This window comes from Saccharomonospora cyanea NA-134, assembly GCF_000244975.1.
In the GTDB taxonomy this organism is placed as follows: domain Bacteria; phylum Actinomycetota; class Actinomycetes; order Mycobacteriales; family Pseudonocardiaceae; genus Saccharomonospora; species Saccharomonospora cyanea.
Genome location: NZ_CM001440.1, coordinates 1,789,906 through 1,814,291, shown reverse-complemented (window position 1 = coordinate 1,814,291; position 24,386 = coordinate 1,789,906). Strand labels below are relative to the sequence as shown.

Here is a 24,386-nt window from a genome sequence, read left to right as displayed (position 1 = left end):
CGCCATGCTCGACCGGACGGACGGCCGACCGCTGCACCAGCAGGTCGCGGAGTCGTTGCGCCAGGAGATCCTGGGACACGACCTGCCACCCGGGTCGACCCTGCCCAGCGAAGCGGAACTCTGCTCGCGCTTCGGGGTGGGACGCAGTGTCGTCCGCCAGGCCGTCGCCGGGCTCGCCGCCGACGGCCTGGTGATCCGGCGGCAGGGCAGGCCCACGGTGGTGGCCGCGCCCACCGAGTACCGCAGACTGGTGCAGCGGGCGACCGGCCTGTTCGAACAACTCTCCCGCCGTGGCCACGACGTCAGGACCACCGTGCTGGAACTGGCCGAGGCCACGCCACCCGCGCCCGCGAGGGCGTCGCTCGGGACGACGGCGTGCCTGAAGCTGGAGCGGGTGCGGCTGCTCGACGACGAACCGCTCTCCTACGTCCGGACGTGGCTGCCCACCGCCCGGGTCCCCGGCCTGCGCGCCGACGACCTCGTCGACGCGTCGCTGCACCGGCTGCTCACCCACCGGTACGGCCTGCGTCCGGTGAGCGGACAGCGGCAGGTGCGCGCCGTCGCGGCGGACGAGAGGCTCGCCACCGCGCTGGACGTCGACCCGGGCACACCGTTGCTGCTCCTCGAAGGAGAGACGGCGGACCAGCACGGGCGGCCGCTCGAATGGTTCTCCGCGTGGCACCGCGCCGACCGTGTCGTGTTCGACATCGACGTCTCCGAGACGGCGGAGACGTTGACTCTCGACACCCTCCCGAAAGAGGGGAGCACCGTCCCGAGTGGGAGTTCCCCGCCTGCCGAGCGGGATCTGGCCCGCGCTCGGGAACTCGTCGAGGAGTTGCGCACGCTCCTCGGCTGACCCGCGTCCGAACCTCGGTGATCGGCCGTTCGTCGCGGGAGAGGCACCACTCGACCCGCTCACCGGCCGTTGATCGTCGATCACTTGTGACAGTGATCACCGGCCTGCTGGCATGGAAAGCCCGGCATATCAGTGCGAACCAGCCGGACACGAAAGGATCTTTCCATGTCACGAACGCGATCACGCATCGCGGCTTGTTTGGTAAGCGCTTTCACCTCACTGGCACTGATCACCCCCCTCTCCGCCCAGGCCGAGCCCGCCGGGCACCGCGCCGACTGGATCGGCACCTGGCACGCCGCCATGACGGGGCCGGGAGGCAGCGGTCCCTCCGCCGACGGGTTCACCGACACCACGCTGCGCCAGGTCGCCCACCTCTCCGTGGGCGGTGACTCCGTGCGCGTGCGCCTCAGCAACGCCTACGGCGAGGATCCGCTCACCGTCGGCTCGGTCACCGTGGCACCGAGGTCGGACGACGCTGCGGGCACCCCGGACGTCGACGCCGATCTGCTCACCCCCGTCACCTTCGGCGGCGAGACCTCGGTGACCATCCCGGCGGGCGCGGACTGGGTCTCGGACCCGGTCGACATCACCGTGCGGGACGACTCCGACCTGGTCGTCAGCATGTATCTGCCCGGTCCCACCGGACCCGCGACCTTCCACTCCGCGGGCTACTCGACGTCGTTCACCGCCCAGGGCGACGCGACCACCGACACCGGTTCGGCGTTCACGAGGCTGGACAGGTCGCGTTACTTCCTCAGCGGTGTCGACGTCACGGCACGCGCCAAGGGATCCGTCGTGTTCTTCGGCGACTCCATCACCGACGGCGTGGTGTCCACAGTAGACGCGAACCTGCGCTATCCCGACCAGGTCGCCGACCGGCTGCTGCGACGTCCGGATCCGAGGGAGTGCGGCGTGCTCAACAGCGGGATCAGCGGCAACCGGCTGCTGACCGACGCCGGAACGGCCGGGGACTCGGCTCTGTCCCGTTTCGACCGGGACGTGCTGAGCAGGCCCGGCGTGCGCTCCGTGGTGCTGCTGGAGGGCATCAACGACATCGGCAACAGCCGGGGTTCGCTGGAGCCGGAGCAGCTCATCGCCGTCTACCGGCAGTTCATCGCCAGGGCCCACGACGCGGGCCTCACGGTGGTCGGGGCCACGCTGACCCCGTTCGAAGGCGCCGGCTACTACACCGAGGCCGGTGAGGCCGACCGGCAGGCGGTCAACGAGTGGATCAGGACCTCGGGTGAGTTCGACGCCGTCGTCGATTTCGACGCCGCCGTGCGGGACCCCGAGCACCCGACGCGGTTCCTGCCCGCCTATGACGTCGGGGACCACCTGCACCCGAACGACGCGGGATTCGCCGCGATGGCCGCCGCCATCGATCTGCGCACCATCTGCTGAGACCCGGGTTCCATCCAGAGGGACCGCATGAGCCGGTGCGTCGGACACGGTGCGAGAACCGGCGTCATGCGGTCCCCTCTGTCACCCGGATCTGGTGAACTGGATCACCATGGAGCACTTCGCGGGTCACGAGGGTGGGATCCACGCCGTCGCCGTCTCGCCGGACGGGACACGTGTCCTCACCGGTGGTGAGGACCGGGCGGTGCGGGAGTGGGACCTGCTGTCGGGCAGGCTGCACCGCGAGCTCACCGGCCACACGAAACCGGTGCGCGCGCTGGCCCTCCACGGTGACACGATGGTGACCTGCGACGAGGGCGGCCACGTGAGCACATGGTCCTCGGCTTCGGGCAGGCCCCGCCGCCGAAGCCGGATGGAAACCCGCTGGGCCCTCACCGCCACGGCGGGTGCCGCCGCCACCGCGCAGGGCGCGGTCGTCGCGGGACTGGCCAACGGCGACGTGGTGCTGCACACCGTGGAGAACGAGTCCACCCGGCGGCTGCTCTCCACCTCGGCGTGGGTGCGCGCGGTCGCCGTCACCCCGCAGGCCACCCAAGCGGCGGTGGGCGTGGAGCACGCGGGCGTGTTCCTGGTGGACCTCCTCGCGGACCGGACACGCCAGGTGGGCACCGGCACCGTCACGGCGGTGGCGTTGCGCGACGGCGAACTGCTGACCGGCGCGGCGGACGGCAAGGTGACGTTGCTGGGCGCGAACACCGGAACGGAGCTGGTGCGGTTCCCCGGGCACACGGCGGCCGTGTCCGCTGTGGAGTTCGGCGGCGACACTCATGTCTTCGCCGCCGCCGACGACGGCACGTTGCTCGCCTGGGACCGCACCCGACCGCACGACCCCGTCGTGTTGAACGGGCACCTCGGCCCGGTGCTCGCCCTGTCCACGGTGCCGGACGCCGACCACGTCGTGAGCGTCGGCCACGACCAGACCATCCGGGTATGGGACCACCTCGTGGGCGTCCAGGTGGCCGGAACCGGGTTCACCGAGCCCGCGCCACCGCCTCCCCGGCCCACGCCGGCGAGCGACGAGGCCAGCGCACGGGACCTGCTCGGTTTCCGTGAGGACGTCCGCACACTCGCGGCCATGATCACCGACCGGGCGACCGAACCGCCGCTGTGCGTGGCACTGCTGGGTCCGTGGGGATCGGGCAAGTCCAGCTTCCTGCGGCAGTTGCACGACCGCGTCGACACGCTGGCCGACCTGTCACGCAACAATCCCGGCCGCAGCGCCTTCGCCGCCACGGTCAGGCAGGTCCGGTTCAACGCCTGGCACTACCACGACGACGAACTCTGGGTCGGATTGGTGGAACAGTTGTTCACCGATCTCGCCGACGACATCGACGACGTGGACGTCGCACGCGACGAGTTGCGCACCCGGCTCCGAGGCCTGGAAAGCGTGCGGGACAACGCCGACCGCTCCCCGCTGACCCGGGCGGTACGGCTGCTGGCGTCCGGGGTGGACCCCGAGATCCGGCGCAGGCGCCGCCGTGCCGCGGTCGTCTCCGGAATCATCGGCCTGCTCGGCGTCGGGGCCGTGCTGGTGGGCTGGTTCCTGCTGCGGGACACGCTGATCACGGTCGCGGGTGCGGCCGTCGCCGCCATCACCGGACTCGCGTCGGTACTGAGCGCGCTCGACACGGTGCGGCTCTCCCTCGCCCCGCTGGCGTCGGGTGTGCGCGGGACCGTCGCCGCCCGACGGGAGGAGCTCGACACCGAGATCCGCAACGTGCGGGAGCGGCTGAACCAGCTCGACGCGGCACATCGGCTCGGGCGGCTTGTGGCCGAGGTCCGCCAGGGGCGCTACGAGCCGTACCGCGGCCTGCTGGGCCGCGTACACGACGATCTGCGGGCTCTGGACCGGGACATGCGGGCCGCGCAGGCCGAGTGGCAGCTCGCGGGGTCGCAGGGACCTCCGCCGTTGGAACGCATCGTGCTCTACATCGACGACCTGGACCGCTGCGAGCCGAAGAAGGTCGTCGACGTCCTCGCCGCGGTGCACCTGTTGCTCGCGCTGCCGCTGTTCGTCGTGGTCGTCGCGGTGGACCCTCGGTGGCTGCACAAGTGCCTCCACGAGGCCGGACTGCCTCCCGAGTACCTCGACAAGGTCTTCCAGATCGTCTACGCCCTGCGACCCATGGGAAACCGCACCGCCACGCTGATCGACGCGCTGATTCCCACGGAAGCGGACGAAGCGGCCGAGGAGCCGCCGCGGCAGGCCACCCCCGTTCCGGACCCGGTCCCCGACACTCCCGGTGTTCCCGGCGCGGAACAGAGCGCCGCGCCACCCTCGCCCTCACCGCGCACGGACCCCTCCGAAGTTCGGGAACTGCGCACGCGACGGCTTCAGCTGCGGAATGAGGAACGCGACCACATCCACCGCATCGCTCCCCGATTGCCCACTCCCCGTTCGGTGAAAAAACTGGTGAATCTCTACCGGCTGATCCGCGTGGGTATTCGCGACGAGGAGTTCGACTCCTTTCCTCACCGCGCCGTGCTCGACCTGCTGGGACTGCTCGTGTCCGACCCAGCGGCAGCACGTGAGGCGTTCATCGCGATCCTGACTACCGACGATCTCGACTCGGCCGTTCCCCTTGAATGGCGCGGGGAAATGTTCGATGATCTTCACACATATCGGCGCTGGGTCGGCACAATCGCGCGATTCGGTTTCGAAACGCACGATCTGGTGACATCGTGACCGGTGCGCCGGGCCGGGAACATGGGGGAGGTTGCCGTGACCGTGGGGCGCACCGTACCGCTTGTGGTCGGGTCCCTGGTGGGCATCATCGGCGTCATCGGTGCGGTGCTGGTGCCCTCGGCGTCCGTGGACTACTCCGACTGCGTCTCCCTCCGGGTCAACTCGTCCACGGAGAAGGGCGACCTGGTCACCGTCCTCGCCGACGAGTACAACAGCGAGAAGCACGTCGTCGAGGGCCGGTGCGCGGAAGTGCGGGTGAACAAGCTGACCTCGGGCGAGGCCGCGCAACACCTCGCGGAAGGGTGGGACGCGAGCCAGGCGAAAATGCCCAGGCCGGACGTGTGGTTGCCGAGCACTTCGCTCTGGGCGGGGCTCGCCGAACTCCGCAGCGATCGGACGCTGTTCACCGGTGAGAACGACTCCATCACCACGAGCCCGCTGGTGATCGGCATGCCCAGGAAGATGGCCGTCGCGCTCGGCTGGCCGGACAAGCACCTGGGTTGGTCCGACCTGCGCAACCTCGCCAGAAACCCCGACTGGACGGCCCACGGCCACCCCGAGTGGGGACTGTTCGCCATGGGCAAGGACAAACCCCCGCTGTCCTCCTCGGGACTCGCGGCGACCATCGCGGCCTATCACGCCGCCGCGGGCAATCCCGCCCAGCTCACCGAGGGGCATCTGACCGACTCGGAAACACTGGAGTTCGTGCGCGACGTGGAGTCGTCGGTGGTGCACTACTCCGAGGACTCGGTGACCTTCCTCGGCAACCTCTACGTCGAGGACCAGAAGGGAACCGGAAAACCCTACATCAGTGCCATGATCATGCAGGAGCAGATGGTCTACGCCTACAACCAGGGGGCTCCCACGGGCAATCCTTCCCACATGGGAAGGCAGCGGCGGCCGAACGACCCGCTCGTGGCCATCCAACCCGCGGACAGCACGGTGGTGCTCGACCACCCCTTCCTCGTCCTCGACCACGTGAGCGACGAGCAACACGCCGTCGCGGAGCACTTCCGTGACTTCCTCCTCGAACGAGAACAGCAGGACAGGTTCATCGAGCACGGCTTCCGCGACAGCGAGGGCCGCACCAGTGGCGACGTGGCTGACAGCGTGGGCACCACCCCGCAGCTCACCACCGACGCGGTCGGGCTGCCCGGCCCCGAGGTCGTCGACCTCATGCTCGACGTCTGGCAGGACCGGATACGCATTCGCGGGAACGTGCTCCTGCTACTCGACGTGTCGGGCTCCATGAACGAGCCGATCGACCCTGGTGCGCCCGGGTCGACGACCAAGCTCGATCTCCTGAAGCCCGTCGTCAAGCAGGCGCTCGACTTGCTCGACGAGGAGATCAACGTCGCGTTGTGGACGCTCACCACCGCACCCGAGCACGTGGTCCGCGAGCAGCTGCGCCCGATCGGGGAGGCGCGCCAGGAACTCCTGGCGCTCGTGGACGACCTCGAGGCGGACGGCGAGACGAATCTCTACGACGCGACACACGCCGCGTACCAGGCCATGGGGGGAAAGATCGACCCGAACCACTTCAACGCCATCGTGCTGTTGACCGACGGCCGCGACACAGCGCGAGGCGGCGTGTCACGGCAGGAACTGTTGGACGCCGTCACCACGGAGGACGTCAAGACGTCGGTGCGCATCTTCACCATCGCCTACGGCGGTGACGCCGACCGCGCGACGTTGGACGCGATCGCCACCGCGACGAAGGCGCGAGCCTACGATCCCAGCAACCTCTCCGACATCTCGCAGGTGTTCCGCAGTGTCTTCAGCCACTTCTGATCCGTGGGGCCTCGCTCTGTCCGGTCTCTTCGGACTCGCAGGCGGGATCGTCACCGCGACCAAACAGGGGTGGTGGGGCCTGCTCGTCGGCGTGGCGACCGCCGCGGCGGTGTACGGCTCGATCGTGGTCACCAACGCGCTGCTCGCCCGGGACGGCACTCCTGACCAACGGCCGAGAGCACACGGGGGACCTGCCACCGAGCAGGCCGAGGAGTTCACCGCGCGGTGCCGGCAGGCACTGGTCGATCTCCCCGTGCACGACCCGGGTGTGCGCGCCACAGCGGTGCTCCTCACCGAGCTGATCGAAACCTCCTCGGGGTCCGTTCACGAACACCAGGTGACAACGCTGATACTCGACGACCTCCGTGACGCCACCCATCAGTTGGAGCGGATCGATCCCGAGTCACCGGAGCCGGAGATCGAACGGCGGCTCAGGTACATCAAACAGAGCCTGCAGAAGACCATCGGCATCGTGCGTAAGCTGCTCGGTCACAACCATTCCGGCGACTGAGGCCGCCCCCTCGTCGGGGCGGCACGGAGCGCGGGGCCCGCTTCCGGCACGCATGACCGAACCGAGACCTGTGGGTTTGTGTGTGAAATTGAGGTTTTTTCGGTAAGTCGACACACCCACGGCACGACAAGGGGTCCCCAGCACACTCGATGACCTGCGACGCGTACGAGCACCCGGCGCGGAGCGGTCGATCGCCCCGCTCGATAGGCTTGGGAAAATGTGCGATCCTGTTCCTGCGGCACACTGCGTGGCAGCCGGAACAGCGCAGGAAGGACGGTCCCATGTTGGCGAGCCAACGCCGGTCACGGATCCTGGAGGAGATCCGCCGCTCCGGCGCCGTACGGGTGAGCGCGCTGGTCGAGCGGCTCGGCGTGTCCGACATGACCGTGCGCCGTGACCTGGAGGTACTGGCGCAGCAGGGCCAGCTCCAGAAGGTGCACGGCGGAGCCGTCCTGCCCGGCGGACGCAGCACGGAGGAACCCGGCTTCGCCGCGAAGTCGAGCCGGGAGAACGCCGAGAAGCTCGCCATCGCCACGGCGGCCGTCCGGCTGGTCGAGCCCGGCATGGCCGTGGGTGTGTCCGCGGGGACCACGACGTGGACGTTCGCCCGGCTACTGCGCGACCTGCCCGACATCACGGTGGTCACCAACTCCGTGCAGGTCGCCGACGTGTTCTCCCGCCGCCCGCGCACCGACCAGACGGTGGTGCTCACGGGTGGCATCCGCACACCGTCGGAGGCGCTGGTCGGACCGTTCGCCGTGACCGCGATCCGCTCGGTGAACCTGGACGTCATGTTCATGGGCGTGCACGGCATGGACGTGCGCAGCGGCTACACCACGCCCAACCTCATGGAGGCCGAGACCGACCGCGCGTTCGTGGCCGCCTCCCGCAGGTTCGTGGTGCTGGCCGACCACACCAAGTACGGCGTGCTCGGCATCAGCACCATCGCCGACATCGACGCCGCCGACGTGCTGATCACCGACTCCGGGCTCGCGGACGAACACCAGCGTGCCCTTCGCGACCGCGTCGGTGACCTCGTCGTGGTGGACGCCGCGGCGGACGAGGAACCGAACGAGAACGCTGAAAGCGAGACCGGCGCATGACCCACGAGCCGACCGTCCCGTCCCGGAGCTCCGAGGTCCTCCCGGCGGTCACGGCGTTCACCGAGACCTTCGGCAGGCAGCCGGACGGGGTGTGGGCCGCACCGGGGCGGGTCAACGTCATCGGTGAACACACCGACTACAACGACGGGTTCGTGCTGCCCATGGCCCTGCCACAGGGTGTGCGCGCCGCGGCGGGCCGGACGCCCGGTGCCCAGGTACGTGTGCTGTCGCTGCAGGAGACCGGCGACCCGGTCACGCTGGAGCTCGGCACCCGGCCCGGCGAGGTCGCCGGCTGGGCCGCCTACGTCGCCGGCGTGGTGTGGAGCCTGCGCAGCGCGGGCCACGACGTGGGCGGGGTCGACCTCGTCGTGGACGGCGACGTCCCGGCCGGTGCGGGCCTGTCGTCGTCGGCCGCCCTGGAATGTGCCGTGGCGGGAGCGTTGAACGACCTGTTCGAGCTGGGTGTCGAACCCACCGAACTGGCGCGGTTGGCGCAGCGCGCCGAGAACGACTTCGTCGGCATGCCCTGCGGCGTGATGGACCAGATGGCGTCCGTCAACTGCCGGGAGGGCCACGTGCTGTTCCTGGACACGCGGTCGCTGCTCACCGAGCACGTGCCGTTCGACCCGGCCCGCCACGGCCGGACGCTGCTCGTGATCGACACCCGAGCCCCGCACCGACTGGTCGACGGCGAGTACGCCAAGCGCCGCGCCGCCTGCGAGGCCGCCGCCGCGGCCCTCGGTGTCCCCGCGTTGCGCGACGTCGCCCTCGACGACCTTCCCACCGCGCTGTCGCGAGTGGACGGTGAGGAGCAGCGGCGGCGAGTGCGGCACGTGGTCACCGAGAACGCCCGCGTGTCGGACACGGTGCGCAGGCTGCGTGACGGCGACCTCGACGGGATCGGGCCCCTGCTCACGGCGTCGCACGCCTCGCTGCGGGACGACTACGAGGTCACCGTCGGCGAGCTGGACACGGCGGTGGAGGCCGCCCTCTCTGCAGGTGCGCTGGGTGCGCGGATGACCGGCGGCGGATTCGGCGGCTGCGTCATCGCGCTGGTGCCGGACGACCGCGCCGACACGGTGTTCGACGCGGTGCGCACGGCGTTCGCCGACTCGGGCTACACCGAGCCGAGCGCTTTCACGGCCACCCCCGCACCGGGAGCGCGCCGAATCCGTTGACCCCAGGTGGTGCGGGACGGCACTCACCGCCCCGCACCGCCTGCTCAGTTCCTCACCGAAGCCAGCTCGGCGACCTCGTCCCGGGACAGGGCGCGGTCGAAGACCCTGACCTCGTCGACGTCGCCGCGCAGGTGGTCGACCTCCTGTCCGCCGTACTGGGCGCGGCCGATCACCGTGTTGCCGTCACCGCCCTCGGCCAGGCACGCGTTCTTCGTGTCGACGTGCTGCCCGTCCACGTACAGCGAGAGGGTTCCGGCCTGGGCGTCCCGGACTCCCGTGAGGTGGTACCACCGGCCGGGCTCCGGCTTCTCCGGCGACAGCGCGCGCAGCCCGGCGTAGCTCATCGCCCACCGCTGGTCCTGTCCGGAGTACTGGAGGAAGAAGGCGCTGTGGGTTCCCGTGTCCTGGCTGACGACGGTCTGGAAGCCGCCACCCGCCTCGTCGAGCCGCACCCACGCCGACACCGAGTAGCTGCCCTCGGGGTCGACGAGCGCCGTCCCCGTGTCGGCCTCTCCCGCGCCGCCGAACGACACGGCGCCGCCGCGCACGCCGTCCGTCCACTCGGCGCCGGTGAGCGTGGCGTCGGCATCACCGACCGCGTCCGAGGCGACCGTGCCCGAACCCTCGTCGAACGGGTAGGCGTGCACGCCGTCGAGTCCCGGAGTGCCCGGGTCGGGGGCGGGACCGCCGTCGCCGGAGCCGTCGGCGCCTTCGATGATCTCCTCGTTGACCCGGCGCACGGCCTCGAAGTCCATCTTCTCCACCTGCCGGTCGTAGGTGAAGAAGCCGTTGACCTCGTGTTCGACGTCGGTGATCTGGGTGTAGATCGCCCCGCTGATGCCACACGACCGCGCGGCGTGCAGTACGGCGCGCTGGTTGTCGACGTACGCGGCCGTCAGACTCTCGGAGTCGGGCAGCATCTGGTAGGCGTGGCCTTCACCGAACCACATGTGGCCGTCGACCTCCAGGCCGAAGCCGCCGTGTTCGCCGTCGATGGACACGCGGTGCTCGTCGGGCGTCGGTGTGGCCGGCCCGACGTAGGCGTGCCAGTCGATGACGTGGCCCTTGCCCGAGTCACCGAGCGAGTCGCAGCAGTTGACGCCGCTGTGCGCGTTGACGAGCCGGGTCGGGTCCTGCTCGGCGACCTCCTCGGCGATGCGGCCGGTGGCCTCCCGTGACCACTCGCCCCAGCCCTCGTTGAACGGCACCCACCCGATGATCGAGGTCCAGTTCTTCTTCTCCTCCACGAGTTCGTGGAGCTCGGCCTCGAACTGCGCCGCCGCGTCGGCGGGCGGCCTGCCGCCGGTGCGCATCGACGGCATGTCCTGCCAGACCAGCAGGCCGAGGCGGTCGGCGTGGTAGTACCAGCGGTCGGGCTCGGTCTTGATGTGCTTGCGCACGGTGTTGAAGCCCAGGCGCTTGTGCGCCTCGAGATCCCACCGCAGGGCCTCGTCGGTGGGCGCGGTGTAGATGCCGTCGGGCCAGTAACCCTGGTCCAGAGTGGACATCAGGAACAGGATCTCGCCGTTGAGGGTGATCCGCAGCCTGCCGTCCTCGCCCTCGGCCATCCCGATCTCGCGCATGCCGAAGTAGGACGACACACGGTCCACCGGACGGCCGCGCCCGTCGCCGTCACGCAGCACCACGTCGAGGTCGTAGAGGAACGGCGAGTCGGGCGACCACAGTTTCGCGTTCGGCACCGGCAGGGAGAGTGGTTCGTCCGCGTCGCCTCGGGTGCGGCTGACGACGCGGCGGCCGTCCCGCACCACGGCCTCCACGGTCGTGCGCTCGGAGGCGCCCACGGTGTTCACCGTGAGGTTCAGCGTGGACGTGTCGATGTCCGGCACCATGTCGAGCGTGGTGACGTGGGCGGAAGCCACCGGCTCCAGCCACACGGTCTGCCAGATACCCGACGCGCCCTCGTAGAAGATGCCGCGGTCGGGGACCCGCCGTTGCTTGCCGACCGGCTGCCACGTGGCGTCGGTGCGGTCGGTGACACCCACGACGATCTCCTGCTCGCCATGCGGTTTCAGCGCGTCGGTGACGTCGGCGGAGAACGCGCCGTAGCCGCCGGTGTGCGAGGCGACCTCTCGCCCGTTCACATACACCGTGGCCTCGTAGTCGACGGCTCCGAAGTGCAGGACGAGCCGGTTGTGCTCGCCGATCCGCCACTTCCTGGGCACGTCGAACGTCCGGCGGTACCACATGTGATCCTCGTGCCGTTGGATACCGGACAACGCCGACTCCGTCGGATACGGCACGAGGATGCGCTCCGGCAGCGTTTCACCGAACGGTGGTTCCTCCCCCTCGGTGGCGCCCGCGAACTCCCAGACGCCGTTGAGGTTGCGCCATTCGGGGCGGGTGAGTTGCGGCCGGGGGTACTCCGGGAGCGCGTTGTCGGGTGACACGTCGTGGGTCCACGGCGTCACCAGTCGCGGTTCGCCCATGGTCCAGCTCTCCGTGGTTTCCGTGGGCTCCGCGGCGGCCGCCGGGTTCAGCGTCGTGGCCAGCAGCGCCGCCAACGCGGCGAGCCCGGTCCGGGAACCGAACCTGCGGCGACGTGGTCGAGTCGGTGGTGCGGGTGGCAGCATCGAACACCCTCCTCGCAGAAGGACCGCGTCGGCCTCGCCGCCGACGCCGGACACGCCGGTCCGCCCCGCCCGGGAGCTCACCGGCGTGAAGCATTTCACACATGACGACTCAGAGTGTCAACACTTGCACGCAGTATCGACCACGTTCCAACACCAGGGCCCGTCGGGCACTGATGGTGCGGGCACCACCGCGCGTGCAGCCCGGTGGCGGCACCCGGGGGACACTGACTCGTTCGGCGTAGTCGAGACGATACGGGCCGGTTACCACCCTCGTCTGTTCGTTTCTGTTGCTTCGTGGTTGAATTTCTCTGATCGGCACATCGAGTGAGATCGAGAGGATGCGGGACCGGTGAAGAGGACGCGCACGACGTTGGCCGACGGCCGCGAGCTGCTGTACTTCGCCGCCGATGGCGAGACCGTGCCCGCGCAGCCGGACCCGAGGGAACTGCCCTCCGTCAGCACCGCCTCGCAACTGCGGTGGGACCCGCTGCTGGACGAGTGGGTGATGATGGCCTCCCACCGCCAGAACCGCACGTTCATGCCCGCCCGCGACGACTGCCCCCTGTGCCCGTCGCGTGACGGCAGGCAGACCGAGATCCCCGCCCCCGAGTACACCGTCGCGATCTTCGAGAACCGTTTCCCCAGCCTGTCCACGGGCGCGCACCTCGGCGACGTCGACGTGCGACACCCACTCGTCGACGTCCGGCCCGGCTTCGGCCGCTGCGAGGTGGTCTGCTTCACCAGCGACCACAACGCGCGCTTCGCCGACCTCACCCCGGCGCAGGCTCGGCTGGTCGTGGACGCCTGGGCCGACCGCACCACCGAGCTGTCCGCGCTCGACGGCGTGGAGCAGGTGTTCTGTTTCGAGAGCAGGGGCCGCGAGATCGGTGTCACACTCTCCCACCCACACGGCCAGATCTACGCCTACCCGTTCGTGACGCCCCGGACCGGGCGGATGCTGGACGTCGCCCGTCGATACCGCGAACGCACCGGCCGCGACCTGCACGCCGACGTCGTGGCCGCCGAGAGGGCCGCCGGACTGCGCGTGATCGCCGAGAACGCCCACTGGGTGGCGTTCGTGCCCGCGGCGGCGCGCTGGCCGGTGGAGGTGCACATCCACCCGCTGCGCAAGGTACGGACCATCCCCGAACTCGACGACGCCGAACGCGACGACTTCGCGACGCTCTACCTCGACGTGCTGCGGCGGTTCGACCGCCTCTACGATGCTCCCCTGCCGTACATCTCGGCGTGGCACCAGGCGCCCAACAGTGACGACGAGGACCTGAGCCGGCTGCACCTGCAACTGTTCTCGATCCGCCGCTCGGCCGACAAGCTGAAATACTTGGCGGGCTCCGAGTCGGGGATGAACGCCTTCATCACCGACGTGCTGCCCGAAGACGTCGCGCAGAGACTTCGGGAGGTGTGACCAGACGACCGACCGATACGTCCACAGTGGCCGGCTTTCGCCGGAATCGAAACCAGGGGACCGGCGCGCGGGTCGACGATGCCGCGCGGTGGCCGTTCGACAAATTGGCGTGACTTCTCGTTGACCCCGGAGGTGGGCCGTGCACGTCCTCGCTGAAGCGGACCTGCGGCTTGATGCAGGAGCGATCGACTACGTGTTGCTCGCTTTCTATTTCCTACTCGTGCTCGGTATCGGCTACCTGGCCCGCAGACAGGTGTCGACGAGTCTCGACTTCTTCCTGTCCGGCCGGTCGCTGCCCGCGTGGGTGACCGGTCTGGCCTTCGTCGCCGCCAACCTCGGCGCGATCGAGGTCATGGGCATGTCGGCCAACGGCGCCCAGTACGGCATGCCGACCGCGCACTACTTCTGGATCGGCGCGGTGCCCGCCATGCTGTTCCTCGGCATCGTGATGATGCCGTTCTACTACGGCTCCAAGGTGCGCAGCGTTCCCGAGTTCATGTTGCGACGCTTCGGCAAGCCCGCGCACCTCGTCAACGGCATCAGCTTCGCGCTGGCGCAGATCCTCATCGCGGGGGCGAACCTCTACCTGCTCGCCCTGGTCGTCAACCTGCTGCTCGGCTGGCCGATCTGGGTTTCGGTCCTCCTGGCCGCGGTGATCGTCCTCGCGTACACCGCGCTCGGTGGGCTGTCGGCCGCCATCTACAACGAGGTGCTCCAGTTCTTCGTCATCGTGGCGGCCCTGCTGCCGCTGACCATCGTGGGACTGGCCAAGGTCGGTGGCTGGCAGGGACTCGTCGAACGGGTCTCCGCGGGCCCCGGTGGCGCCGAGCAGCTCAGCTCCTGGCCCGGTAACCAGCTCACCGGGTTCGGCAGCAACTTCCTGTCGGTCCTCGGCATCGTCTTCGGTCTGGGCTTCGTGCTGTCGTTCGGGTACTGGACGACGAACTTCGTCGAGGTGCAGCGGGCGATGGCGTCGAAGAGCATGTCGGCGGCCCGCCGCACGCCGATCATCGGCGCGATTCCGAAGATGCTGGTGCCGTTCATCGTCATCATCCCGGGCATGATCGCGGGCGTCACGGTGACCGAGCTGGCGGGCGAGAACAAGGCCGCGCTGCTGGCCGGTGAGGAAGCCCCGAGTGGCGCGACGTTCAACGACGCCCTCCTGCTGCTCATGCGTGACCTGCTGCCCAACGGCATGCTCGGCATCGCCATCGCGGGTCTGCTGGCGTCGTTCATGGCCGGTATGGCGGCGAACCTGAGCTCGTTCAACACGGTGTTCACCTACGACATCTGGCAGGCGTACGTCGTCAAGGGCAAGCCGGACGGCTACTACCTGCGGGCAGGCCGGATGGTCACCGTGATCGCCACGATCCTGGCCATCGGCACCGCGTTCATCGCCGCGTCGTACGCCAACCTGATGGACTACCTGCAGCAGCTGTTCTCGTTCTTCAACGCGCCGCTGTTCGCGACGTTCATCCTCGGTATGTTCTGGAAGCGCATGACACCCACGGCGGGTTGGACCGGTCTGGTCAGCGGTACCGCCGCCGCGGTCGGCGTCTTCCTGCTTGCCGAGACCGGGGTGTGGGACCTGCCGGGCCAGGGTGCGTCGTTCGTCGGCGCGGGCGCCGCGTTCGTGGTCGACATCGTGGTGAGCGTCGCCGTCACCTACGCCACGCAGCCGAAGCCCGAGGCTCAGCTCGTGGGGTTGGTCTACTCTCTGACCCCGAAGGAGAACCTGAAGCACTCCACGACGGGCGAGGACGCGGGCTGGTACCGCCGTCCGGGTCTGCTCGCGGGCATCGTGCTGGCCGTCACCATCCTGTTCAACATCATCTTCTAGGAGGCGGTAACCATGACGAACACCTCCGAGACCCGCCGTGCCAGGGCCTTCGACATCCGATTGGTGATCGCACTCCTGACCGGCGTCTACGGCGTCGTGTTGACGGTGATGGGGGTCGGCTTCACCACCGACGAGGACATCGCCAAGGCGGCCGACATCAACATCAACCTGTGGACCGGCATCGGCATGCTGATCTTCACGGGACTGTTCGTGCTGTGGGCGAGGCTACGTCCCGTGGCCGTCCCGGCGGAGGAGATCGAACGCCTGGAGCAGCAGAAGAAGGACGACTGAGCCTGGTACAGACGACGGTGGCGGCCCCCTGTGGGTGGCCGCCACCGTCGTGTACGCGCCGGGTTCGGAACGCGTCACCGCCGGGTGTCCCCGACGGTCAGAGAAGCACGCTCTCGCAGTCGTTCGTCTCCCCGGTGCCCTTACACAGGTACACCCTCACCGAGGACATGATGCTGTCGTAGCCCACCGGGGTGGTGAACTCGTCGCTGCCCGGTCCGCACACCGTCGAGAGCGTTCCCGAATGGCCTGAGAAGTCGTAGACGTATATGTACTCAAGCGTGTAGCAGCCGTCGCCGGTGTTGCGCAGTTCCCCCTCCACGACGATCTGGCGGTTCTCGGTGTAGTGCGTGCCGGACGCGCTCGCGCTCCCGTAGGACACCTGCCACGTCTCCGCGGACTCCTCCGCCTGCGCGGCCGCCGTCCCCGCACCGAGCGCGGCGGCACACGCGAGTGCGGCCACTCCGGCGGACCGGCCGATCCGCGACAACAGTCTGGCCATCTCCCTATCCTTTCCGTCGATTTGGACGGCGGTGCGACAGCGGCCGGGTCCCGCGATCCACCCGGCCTCGTCACACCACCCCACCGAGCACTACGGCGCCCGGTAGGTCTCGAACAGCGTGTGGGCCCGCGCGCGGTCGCCGCCGACGCCCAACGCCAGGACAAGCAGCATCCGGGCCTTCTGCGGGAGCAGATCCTCCGCTGCGGGGATCTCGGGCATCCCACTGCGGTAGACGGCTCCCGAGCCGTTCCGGCTCGCGGCGACGACGAGCACGCCGTGTTCGACAGCGCGTCTGATCGAGGCCAGTTGCGCCGCCGACGGCTCCCCCGCCATCACGATCCCGTCGGCTCCGGCGTCGAGGGGTCCGTCGACCGTCGCGGCGCCGGCCTCGACGTAGGACAGGACGATCTCCACAACGGGGAGCCGGTCCCCAGCCAGCTCCCGCACGTCGAAAGGCGTCCGCCACCGGTCGGTTCCCACATCGGCCGATCGGGCGGGCGCGCGGGGCAACCGGATGTGCTCCCCGTCCACCGTCCCGAGACGCCCGTGGTCCCGAGCCTGGAAGGCGTGCAGCCGCAGCGTGCTGGTCTTGGTCACCTCACGGGCGGCGACGATCTCGTCGTTGAACAGCACCACGGTGCCGAAGCCGGTGGTGCGTGCGGAGGCGGCCAGCGACACGGCGTTGTAGAGGTTGGCGGGAGCGTCACTGCCCAGGACGTTCCACGGCCTCATCGAGCCGGTGACCACCACCGGTTTGGGGCTGCGCACCGTGAGGTCGAGCCAGTACGCCAGCTCCTCCAGAAACTGGGTGCCCGTCGTGACGACGACCGCGTCGACATCGGTGAGCAACGCGTCGACCCGGAGCGTGAGTTCGCGGTAGTCGGCCAGCCGCAGCCCGGGCGGACTGGCGCCGCGGAACTCGCTCGGGTACACGTCGGCCAGCGTGGTGAGCTCGTCGCGCAGCTCCTCGGTGAGATCGCGGATACGCAGCCGCCCACCCTCGTAGCGGTGGAAGGACGTCCGCGACGGCGCCACACCGCTGACGGTGCCTCCCGTTCCGATGATCGCCACGGCTGGTTTCGGCATGCCTCCATTGGTCTGTGCCCGGCTATACGCGACCCATACTCACCCCCCATGGAGCCGGTATAGGCGCGGCATAGCCGCCGCACACACGATGGCGACCTCACCGCCCGCGGCTCGGGGGCGGTGTCCGCGAACGACCGTGTGGACGATGGAGCTGGCATGCCCGAAGGTCGCCGAACACGTCTTCCGTTGTCTCGTGCGCAACGGGAGATCTGGCTCGCACACCAGTCCGATCCGGACGGACGACGTTACACGTGTGCCGAGTACGTGACGGTGACCGGACCGCTCGACCCGGACGTCCTCCAAGCGGCCTGGAAGAACCTGTGCGCGGAGGCCGACGCCCTGCGCCTGGTCCGCGCCCCGCAGGACGCGGAGACGGGCGAGCCGGTGCAGGTCCTCGACGACCGCATCGCCGAGCTGCCGGTCCTCGACCTGCGGGACCGCCCCGATCCCGACGCGGCCGCCCTGTCCTGGATGCGGCGGGACCTCGACGTCCCGATCGACATGGTCGAGGGTCCCCTGTCGGCGTTCGCGCTGTTGCGGGTGGCTCCGGAACGGCACCTGCTGTACCTGCGGACGCACCACCTGGCGACCGACGCCTACAGCATGCACCTGGTCCAGTCGACCCTGGCCGACCTCTACTCGTCGTCGCTCCTGGACCGGCCCAGGCAGGCCCCACGGCTGCGACCGTTCACCACGTTGCTCGACGAGGACGAGTCCTACACCACGAGCGAGGACTTCGTCGTGGACGGCCGGTACTGGAGGGGACGTTTCGCCGACCGGCCACAACCGATGCGGATCTCGTCCACTCCGCCGGTGGAGACGCCCGACGCCCGGTTACGGGACACCCTGACACCTCCCGGCTCCGACGGCCGCCGGCTGGCCGAGGCCGCCACGGAACTCGGCACCACGTGGCAGGTGCTGCTCATCGCGGCCACCACGGCGTTCCTGTACCGGAGGACGGGCAGGCGCGACGTCGTGCTGGGGCTGCCGGTGAGCGGCAGGCGAGGAGTGGCGGCCCGGCACACGCCGGGAACCGCGTCGGGCACGGTGGCTGTCCGGGTGACCGTCGATCCCGGCATGTCCCTGCGCGAACTCCTGCCCGAGGTGACGGCGGAGCTACGGGCAGCGCAGCGGCACGAGCGCTACCGGCACGAGGAGTTGTGCCGCGAGCTGGGCGGTGTGTCCGGTGAGGGTGGTCTGCTCGGCCCCATGCTGAACTTCATGCCCTACGGCGGGTCCCTGACGTTCGGTGAGGCCACCGGCATCGCCACGAACCTGGCCGCGGGCCCCGCGATCGACCTCCAGTTCGGCGTCCGAGGCGACGTCGAACCAGGGCTGTCCTTCGTGGTCGACGCCAACCCTCGGTTGCACGACCGGAAAACCGCGAAGGAACACCTCGCGCGGTGGCTCCGGTTCGTCCGCGCGGTCGCGGAGCACCCCGACCGCGCGCTCGGCTCCGTGGACCTGCTCGACGACGACGAGCGTGCGGCGCTGCTCCACGCACGTGCCCACACCGCGCGAACCCGGCCCGAGCACAGTGTGCTCGACCCGATACGCGAGCACGCGGCGTCGGCACCCGACGCGCTCGCCGTCAGGGACTGCCGGACGGGCGAGGAGGTGAGCTACGCACAGCTCGACCACGCCGCCGCTCGCCTGGCCACCCGGTTGGTGCGGGCGGGCGTAGGGCCCGAGGACGTCGTCGCCGTGGCGCTGCCGCGTTCGGTGAGCATGGTGGTGTCGCTGGTCGCGGTGCTGCGAGCCGGCGGGTGTTACCTGCCCGTGGACGTGACCTACCCGCCGGACCGGATCGCGGACATGCTCGCCGACAGCGCCCCGCGCTGCGTGATCGTGGCCGACGCGCGGGAGACGTCGGTACTCGGCGTTCCCGGGGACGTGCCCGTCGTCGTGGCTGGTGGTGACGAGCGGACCCCTCTCGATCACACCGCGCCCGACCTGGATTCGGCCGCCTACGTCATCTACACGTCCGGCTCCACCGGCCGCCCCAAGGGAGTGGTCGTCAGCCACCGGTCGCTGTCGAACCTGGCACTCGACCACCGGGACCGCATGGGCCTGGGCCCGGGGAAGAGGCTGTTCCAGTTCGTGTCGCCGTCGTTCGACGCCGCCGTCGCCGACATCTGGCCCGCACTGGTGTCGGGAGCACTGCTCGTGCTGGCCCCGGAGAACCGCACGAGCGATCTCGACGAACTCGTCGCGACCCTGCACGACGAACGCGTCACCCACGCCGCCTTCCCGCCCGCCGTGCTCGCCCGCTTCCCCGAGAAGCCGCTTCCCGACCTCGAGGTGCTGGTGGTCGGGGGCGAGTCCATCGACCCGGCGGTGGTCCGCCGCTGGGCTCCTGGGCGGCGGATGCTCAACATGTACGGCCCGACGGAGGTCACGGTCACCGCCGCGGGCGGCACGCTCCGTGCCGACGACCTCGTCACCATCGGCTCGCCGATCGACAACGTCGCCGTCTACCTGCTCGATCACGACGGGCAGCCCGTCCCGCCCGGCGCGGTGGGCGAGGTCCACATCGCCGGTTCCGGTGTCGCCCGCGGTTACCTAGGCCGCGCGGCCCTGACCGCGGACCGCTTCCTGCCGTGTCCGTTCGGGCCTCCCGGCGAGCGCATGTACCGCACCGGCGACACGGCCCGTACCACCGATGACGGCCGGATCCAGTACCTCGGCCGCACCGACGACCAGCTCAAGATCCGGGGGATCCGGATCGAACCGGGCGAGATCGAGTCGGCGCTGGCACGCGATCCGAGCGTCCGCGCGGCCGCGGTCACCACTCGCGACACCAGCGCGGGCACGCGCAGGCTCGCGGCCTACGTCGTTCCCGCCGAGGGCCACCGGCCGGACGCGGGCGCGTTGCTGGCCGGCCTGCGGCGAACCCTGCCCGACTTCCTGGTTCCGGCGACGCTGGACGTGCTCGACGCGTTCCCGCTGACACCGAGCGGCAAGGTCGACCGCCGGGCTCTGCCCGCTCCCTCCGAGTCCGCTGCCTCCCCCGCGTCGTCCGCCCCGGCGACGGAGCGGCAGCGACGGTTGTGCGCGCTGTTCAGCGAGGTCCTCGGCGGCACCACGGTGGGCGTCGACGACTCGTTCTTCGACCTCGGGGGCGACAGCATCGTCGCGTTGCAGCTGGTGTCGCGGGCCCGGCGCGAGGGGTTCGACCTCACCTCGCGGGACCTCTTCACCAACCCCACCGTGGCCGGTCTCGCCGCCGCACTGGCGCAGCGACCGAACACCGGCGAATCCACCGCCGGTGCCGGTGTTCCCGCGACCGGGACCATGCCCGCGACACCGATCGTGCGATGGGCGCTCGACCTGGGTCCCGAGGTCGACCGCTTCCATCAGTCGGTGGTCGTCAACACCCCGGCCGGTGCCGATTCGGACACGCTGGTCGAGGTCCTGACCGCGCTCGTGGACCACCACGACGCGTTGCGGTGCCGACTCGTGCCGGGCCCTGCGCTGCACGTCGATCCACCGGGCGGCGTGGAGGTGTCCGAACTCCTCACCCGCGTCGCCGCCTCACGCCTCGACGACGAGCAGCTCACGCGGGAGACGGCCAGGCTGCGTGCCGAGGCGGTGGCGTCGCTGTCGGCGGCCGACGGCCGTCCACTGCGGGCGGTGTGGTTCGACACGGGAGCGGACCGTCCCGGACGGCTGCTGCTGGTGGCCCACCACCTGTCCGTCGACGGGGTGTCCTGGCGCATCCTCCTCGACGACCTGGCGACGGCCTGGGCCGCCGTCTCCCGGAACCACCCGGTGACGTTGCCACCCGTGGGAACGTCGCTGCGGGAGTGGGCCCTCGCGCTGACCGACGCCGCCACCGACGACCGCTGGGTGCGGCAGCGCGAGCACTGGGAGCGCGCCCTGTCCACTCCCGGCTTCCGCCTCGGCCGTCGGGCGCTGGATCCGGACGTGGACACGTTCTCGACGGCGGCACACAGCAGGCTGGTCCTGCCTTCCTCGGTGACCGAGCCGCTGCTCACCACGCTGCCCGCCGAGTACCGGGCGAACCCGGAGGACGTGCTGCTCACCGGCCTCGCCCTGGCGCTGCGGGAGCACGCCCGGCAGCGTGGCCTCGCACCGGCCGACAGCCTCCCGATCGACGTGGAACGCCACGGACGGCGGGAGGTCGGCGTGACCGCCGACCTCGACCGCACGGTGGGCTGGTTCACGACGCTGTTCCCGGTCGTCCTGGATCCGGGCACAGTGGACTTCGGTGACGCCCGCAATGGCGGTCACGGCGCGGGCACGGCGTTGAAGCGGGTGAAGGAGCAGCTGCGTGCCGTGCCGGACCACGGGACCGGGTTCGGGTTGCTGCGCCACCTCAACCCGGCCACGGCGTCCGAGCTCGCGCCGCTGTCCGCTCCGGACGTGGCGTTCAACTACCTCGGTCGGCTGTCCACGGCGGAGCCCCACGACTGGTCCCTGGTCGGGGACGAGGCCTTCGCGGGCGATGCCGACGAGCGCATGGCCATGCCGCACGCTCTCGAACTCAACGCGATCGCGTACGACCGGTCGGGTGGCCCCGAACTGACCCTGCTTGCCGAGTGGCCCGCAGGCGTGCTGGACCACGACGAGGTGGACACCATCCTCGTACTGTGGCGGGACGCGCTCACGGGCCTGGCCGAGCACGCCCGACACCCTGGGGCCGGGGGGATCACGCCGTCGGACGTTCCCCTGACGAGCCTGGACCAGGAGGAGCTGGACGCGATCCACGCCGACCATCCCGGTGTCCTCGACGTCCTGCCGCTGTCCCCGCTGCAGGGTGCCTTCCTGCTCCACAACCTCGTGACGGCCGACACCGTGGACGCCTACGGGACACAGATCCGGGTCACCCTCGAAGGCGCGGTGGACGCCGACCGGATGCGCGGGGCGGCCGAGCTGCTGCTGCGCCGCCACCCGAACCTGCGGGCGGGTTTCCGCTACGAGGACGTCACCGAGCCGGTACAGGTGATCGATTCCGGGGTCACGGTGCGCTGGAGCGCACACGACGTGTCGCACCTGTCCCCGGAGGCGGGCACGAAGGCGGCCGCGGAGCTGGCCGACCGCGACCGGCTGACCCGGTTCGAGTTGGACGACCCGCCGCTGGCACGGTTCCAGCTCGTCACACTCGACGAGAACCGCCACCAGCTGGCCGTGACCATGCACCACATCCTTTGGGACGGCTGGTCGACATCCATCGTCCTGCGCGAGTTGTTCACGTTCTACACGCACGGGCACGACGCGCTCCTGCCGCCCGCGCCCGCGTTCCGCACGTACCTCGCCTGGCTCGCCGGGCGGGATCGGCGCCGGTCGCTGGAGGCGTGGGCACGACACCTGGAAGGGCTCCGGGCGCCGACACTGGTCGCCCCGCACCTGACCACCGACGTGCAGGTCTGTCACGAGCAGGTGACAGCGACCCTGCCCGAGAGGGTGTCGGAGTCCCTCACCGACACGGCCCGCACCGAGGGCGTCACCCTGACGTCGCTGGTCCAGCTCACGTGGGCGGTGGCGCTGGCCCGCCTGACCGGAGACGGTGACGTGGTGTTCGGGACCTCGGTGTCCGGCAGGCCACCGGAGCTGGACGGCATCGACCGCACGGTGGGGATGCTGACCAACACCGTGCCGGTCAGGGTGCGTGCCACCGAACTGGCGACCGAACCGGTGTGGAGCGCGGCGCGGACGTTGCAGGCCGAACAGGCCGAGCTCTCCGCCCACCACCATCTGCCTCTTGCCGACATCCAACGACAGTCACCGGCGGGTCGCACCCACCGCTCGCTCTTCGACACCACGACGCTGATCGTGAACTACCCGTTCGACTCGTCGTCCTGGAACGCCGCGCTCGGTGAACTCCGCCTGGCGGGCTACGAACTCGTGGACCAGACGCACTATCCGATCCGGCTCGCCGTCATCCCCGGCGACGTCATCGAGATCCGCCTGGGCTATCGCCCGGACGTGTTCGGCGCCGCGCAGGCGCACCGGATCGCCGAAGCCGTCGTCGCGCTGCTCACCGCCGTCGCCGACGCTCCCCGCACGGGACCGGGGGCCCGCACCGTGAACACGCTCGGCGCCGACCTCCCGCCACTGCCCGCCCCGTACTCCGACCACCGCCGCCGTACCAGGAGCGAACAGCCATGAACAACGACACGACCTTCGTTCTCACCGACGACGAGAACAGGCAGGCGCGCGCCACCACGGAGCAGCTCACCCAGGTCGAGCCCCGCCTGGTGGACGCGCCGGACTGGCTCCACGCGTGCCGGGGCTCGTCGGCCGAACTGCCCTCGCGGCTGCGGCGGCGACTGGCGGAGTTCCGCAACGATCCCGGCGACCACGGCAGTCTCCTCGTCCGCAACCTGCCCGTCGTGGTCGACCGTCCCACACCCGCCGACCCGGGATCGGTGGAGCGGGACGCCACCACGGGTGCCGCCCTGATCGGCATGGTGTCGATGCAACTCGGGGACCTGATCGCCTACCGAAACGAGAAGTCGGGCGCGCTCGTGCAGAACGTCGTGCCGGTACCGGGGCAGGAGGCCCAGCAGAGCAACGCCGGGTCGACCCGGCTGGAGATGCACATCGAGAACGCCTTCCATCCACATCGGCCGGACTACGTGGGCCTGCTGTGTGTGCGCAGCGACCACGAACGCGTCGCGGGGCTCCAGATAGCGTGCGTTCGCCGGGCCGTCGACACGCTGCCCGGCGACGTGCGCACCGTGCTGGGCGAGCCGCGGTTCGTCACCGACGCACCGCCCTCGTTCGGCGGCGGCAGCGCAGCGGCTCCCCGGCACGCCGTGTTGACGGGGCATCCGGACGACCCCGACATCCGCGTGGACTTCCACGCCACGCACGGATGCGACGTCCCCGCCAAGGACGCGCTGGAGATCCTTCGTGACGCGCTGACCGCCGTCACCGAGACGCTGGTGCTCGAACCCGGTGATCTCGCCCTTGTGGACAACCGGGTCGCCCTGCACGGACGGACCCTGTTCACGCCCAGATACGACGGCGAGGACCGCTGGTTGTACCGCACGTTCGTCCACCTCGATCACCGCCGCTCCCGGGCCTTCCGGTCGCGCGACGGCCATGTCCTGGACTGAGAACACCGCCCGCGGCACCTCCAC

General features: G+C 70.1%; 15 protein-coding genes. 12 read left to right on the top strand and 3 right to left on the bottom strand.

Features of this window, described 5'->3' with window-relative positions; all coding sequences use genetic code 11:
- Nucleotides 1-4 precede the first annotated feature (4 nt).
- From SACCYDRAFT_RS08650 to galK, 7 genes are all read left to right on the top strand, one after another.
- Nucleotides 5-856: a GntR family transcriptional regulator gene (locus SACCYDRAFT_RS08650; protein ID WP_005455448.1), complete on the top strand. Its 852-nt coding sequence runs from the start codon at nt 5-7 to the stop codon at nt 854-856.
- 165 nt (nt 857-1,021) lie between these two features.
- A complete protein-coding gene (locus tag SACCYDRAFT_RS08645; protein ID WP_005455446.1) occupies nt 1,022-2,257 on the top strand; it encodes an SGNH/GDSL hydrolase family protein in 1,236 nt (411 codons plus the stop codon).
- Nucleotides 2,258-2,351: 94 nt separating this feature from the next.
- Nucleotides 2,352-4,961 carry a P-loop NTPase fold protein gene (locus SACCYDRAFT_RS08640; protein ID WP_332306971.1) on the top strand — a complete coding sequence of 870 codons (2,610 nt, stop codon included), beginning with the start codon at nt 2,352-2,354 and terminating at the stop codon, nt 4,959-4,961.
- A 36-nt stretch (nt 4,962-4,997) separates the two neighbouring features.
- On the top strand, nt 4,998-6,752 hold the full coding sequence (locus SACCYDRAFT_RS08635) for a vWA domain-containing protein (RefSeq protein ID WP_005455444.1): 1,755 nt from the start codon (nt 4,998-5,000) through the stop codon (nt 6,750-6,752).
- Complete coding sequence (locus tag SACCYDRAFT_RS08630) at nt 6,733-7,263, top strand: hypothetical protein (RefSeq protein WP_005455443.1); 531 nt, start codon at nt 6,733-6,735, stop codon at nt 7,261-7,263. The genes SACCYDRAFT_RS08635 and SACCYDRAFT_RS08630 overlap by 20 nt, the downstream gene beginning before the upstream one ends.
- Nucleotides 7,264-7,544: 281 nt before the next feature.
- Entirely contained in the window at nt 7,545-8,366 is an 822-nt protein-coding gene (locus tag SACCYDRAFT_RS08625) for a DeoR/GlpR family DNA-binding transcription regulator (protein WP_005455442.1), read from the top strand.
- Complete coding sequence (gene galK / locus SACCYDRAFT_RS08620; RefSeq protein WP_005455441.1) at nt 8,363-9,544, top strand: galactokinase; 1,182 nt, start codon at nt 8,363-8,365, stop codon at nt 9,542-9,544. The genes SACCYDRAFT_RS08625 and galK overlap by 4 nt, the downstream gene beginning before the upstream one ends.
- A gap of 44 nt (nt 9,545-9,588) precedes the next feature.
- Here galK and SACCYDRAFT_RS08615 read toward each other — a convergent pair whose 3' ends face one another.
- Nucleotides 9,589-12,135 carry a glycoside hydrolase family 2 gene (locus SACCYDRAFT_RS08615; RefSeq protein WP_005455440.1) on the bottom strand — a complete coding sequence of 849 codons (2,547 nt, stop codon included), beginning with the start codon at nt 12,133-12,135 and terminating at the stop codon, nt 9,589-9,591.
- Nucleotides 12,136-12,484: 349 nt separating this feature from the next.
- On the opposite strand from SACCYDRAFT_RS08615, the gene galT reads away from it, so the two are divergent.
- From galT to SACCYDRAFT_RS08600, 3 genes are all read left to right on the top strand, one after another.
- Entirely contained in the window at nt 12,485-13,561 is a 1,077-nt protein-coding gene (gene galT, locus SACCYDRAFT_RS08610; RefSeq protein ID WP_005455432.1) for a galactose-1-phosphate uridylyltransferase, read from the top strand.
- 139 nt (nt 13,562-13,700) lie between these two features.
- Nucleotides 13,701-15,401: a sodium:solute symporter family protein gene (locus SACCYDRAFT_RS08605; RefSeq protein ID WP_005455430.1), complete on the top strand. Its 1,701-nt coding sequence runs from the start codon at nt 13,701-13,703 to the stop codon at nt 15,399-15,401.
- A gap of 12 nt (nt 15,402-15,413) precedes the next feature.
- Nucleotides 15,414-15,692 carry a hypothetical protein gene (locus SACCYDRAFT_RS08600; RefSeq protein ID WP_005455429.1) on the top strand — a complete coding sequence of 93 codons (279 nt, stop codon included), beginning with the start codon at nt 15,414-15,416 and terminating at the stop codon, nt 15,690-15,692.
- Between the two features lie 97 nt (nt 15,693-15,789).
- Here the strand turns inward: SACCYDRAFT_RS08600 and SACCYDRAFT_RS08595 are convergent, their stop codons facing one another.
- Together SACCYDRAFT_RS08595 and SACCYDRAFT_RS08590 are read right to left on the bottom strand one after the other, a co-directional pair.
- Nucleotides 15,790-16,191, bottom strand: coding sequence for a hypothetical protein (locus SACCYDRAFT_RS08595; RefSeq protein ID WP_005455426.1), 402 nt, complete (start codon nt 16,189-16,191; stop codon nt 15,790-15,792).
- A gap of 90 nt (nt 16,192-16,281) precedes the next feature.
- The gene (locus SACCYDRAFT_RS08590; RefSeq protein ID WP_005455425.1) at nt 16,282-17,277 is read right to left on the bottom strand and encodes an asparaginase; all 996 of its coding nucleotides are present in this window, start codon (nt 17,275-17,277) and stop codon (nt 16,282-16,284) included.
- Between the two features lie 156 nt (nt 17,278-17,433).
- Between SACCYDRAFT_RS08590 and SACCYDRAFT_RS08585 the strand changes: the two genes are divergently transcribed.
- Together SACCYDRAFT_RS08585 and SACCYDRAFT_RS08580 are read left to right on the top strand one after the other, a co-directional pair.
- The gene (locus tag SACCYDRAFT_RS08585) at nt 17,434-23,409 is read left to right on the top strand and encodes a non-ribosomal peptide synthetase (protein WP_005455424.1); all 5,976 of its coding nucleotides are present in this window, start codon (nt 17,434-17,436) and stop codon (nt 23,407-23,409) included.
- Nucleotides 23,406-24,362, top strand: a complete 957-nt coding sequence (locus tag SACCYDRAFT_RS08580; protein ID WP_005455423.1) for a TauD/TfdA family dioxygenase — start codon at nt 23,406-23,408, stop codon at nt 24,360-24,362. The genes SACCYDRAFT_RS08585 and SACCYDRAFT_RS08580 overlap by 4 nt, the downstream gene beginning before the upstream one ends.
- Nucleotides 24,363-24,386: the final 24 nt, after the last annotated feature.

Coding starts and splice junctions, on each gene's coding strand:
- SACCYDRAFT_RS08650 (WP_005455448.1), top strand. CDS start 5: ATGCTCGACCGGACGGACGGCCGACCGCTGCACCAGCAGGTCGCGGAG.
- SACCYDRAFT_RS08645 (WP_005455446.1), top strand. CDS start 1,022: ATGTCACGAACGCGATCACGCATCGCGGCTTGTTTGGTAAGCGCTTTC.
- SACCYDRAFT_RS08625 (WP_005455442.1), top strand. CDS start 7,545: ATGTTGGCGAGCCAACGCCGGTCACGGATCCTGGAGGAGATCCGCCGC.
- galK (WP_005455441.1), top strand. CDS start 8,363: ATGACCCACGAGCCGACCGTCCCGTCCCGGAGCTCCGAGGTCCTCCCG.
- SACCYDRAFT_RS08615 (WP_005455440.1), bottom strand. CDS start 12,135: ATGCTGCCACCCGCACCACCGACTCGACCACGTCGCCGCAGGTTCGGT.
- SACCYDRAFT_RS08600 (WP_005455429.1), top strand. CDS start 15,414: ATGACGAACACCTCCGAGACCCGCCGTGCCAGGGCCTTCGACATCCGA.
- SACCYDRAFT_RS08595 (WP_005455426.1), bottom strand. CDS start 16,191: ATGGCCAGACTGTTGTCGCGGATCGGCCGGTCCGCCGGAGTGGCCGCA.
- SACCYDRAFT_RS08590 (WP_005455425.1), bottom strand. CDS start 17,277: ATGCCGAAACCAGCCGTGGCGATCATCGGAACGGGAGGCACCGTCAGC.
- SACCYDRAFT_RS08585 (WP_005455424.1), top strand. CDS start 17,434: ATGCCCGAAGGTCGCCGAACACGTCTTCCGTTGTCTCGTGCGCAACGG.
- SACCYDRAFT_RS08580 (WP_005455423.1), top strand. CDS start 23,406: ATGAACAACGACACGACCTTCGTTCTCACCGACGACGAGAACAGGCAG.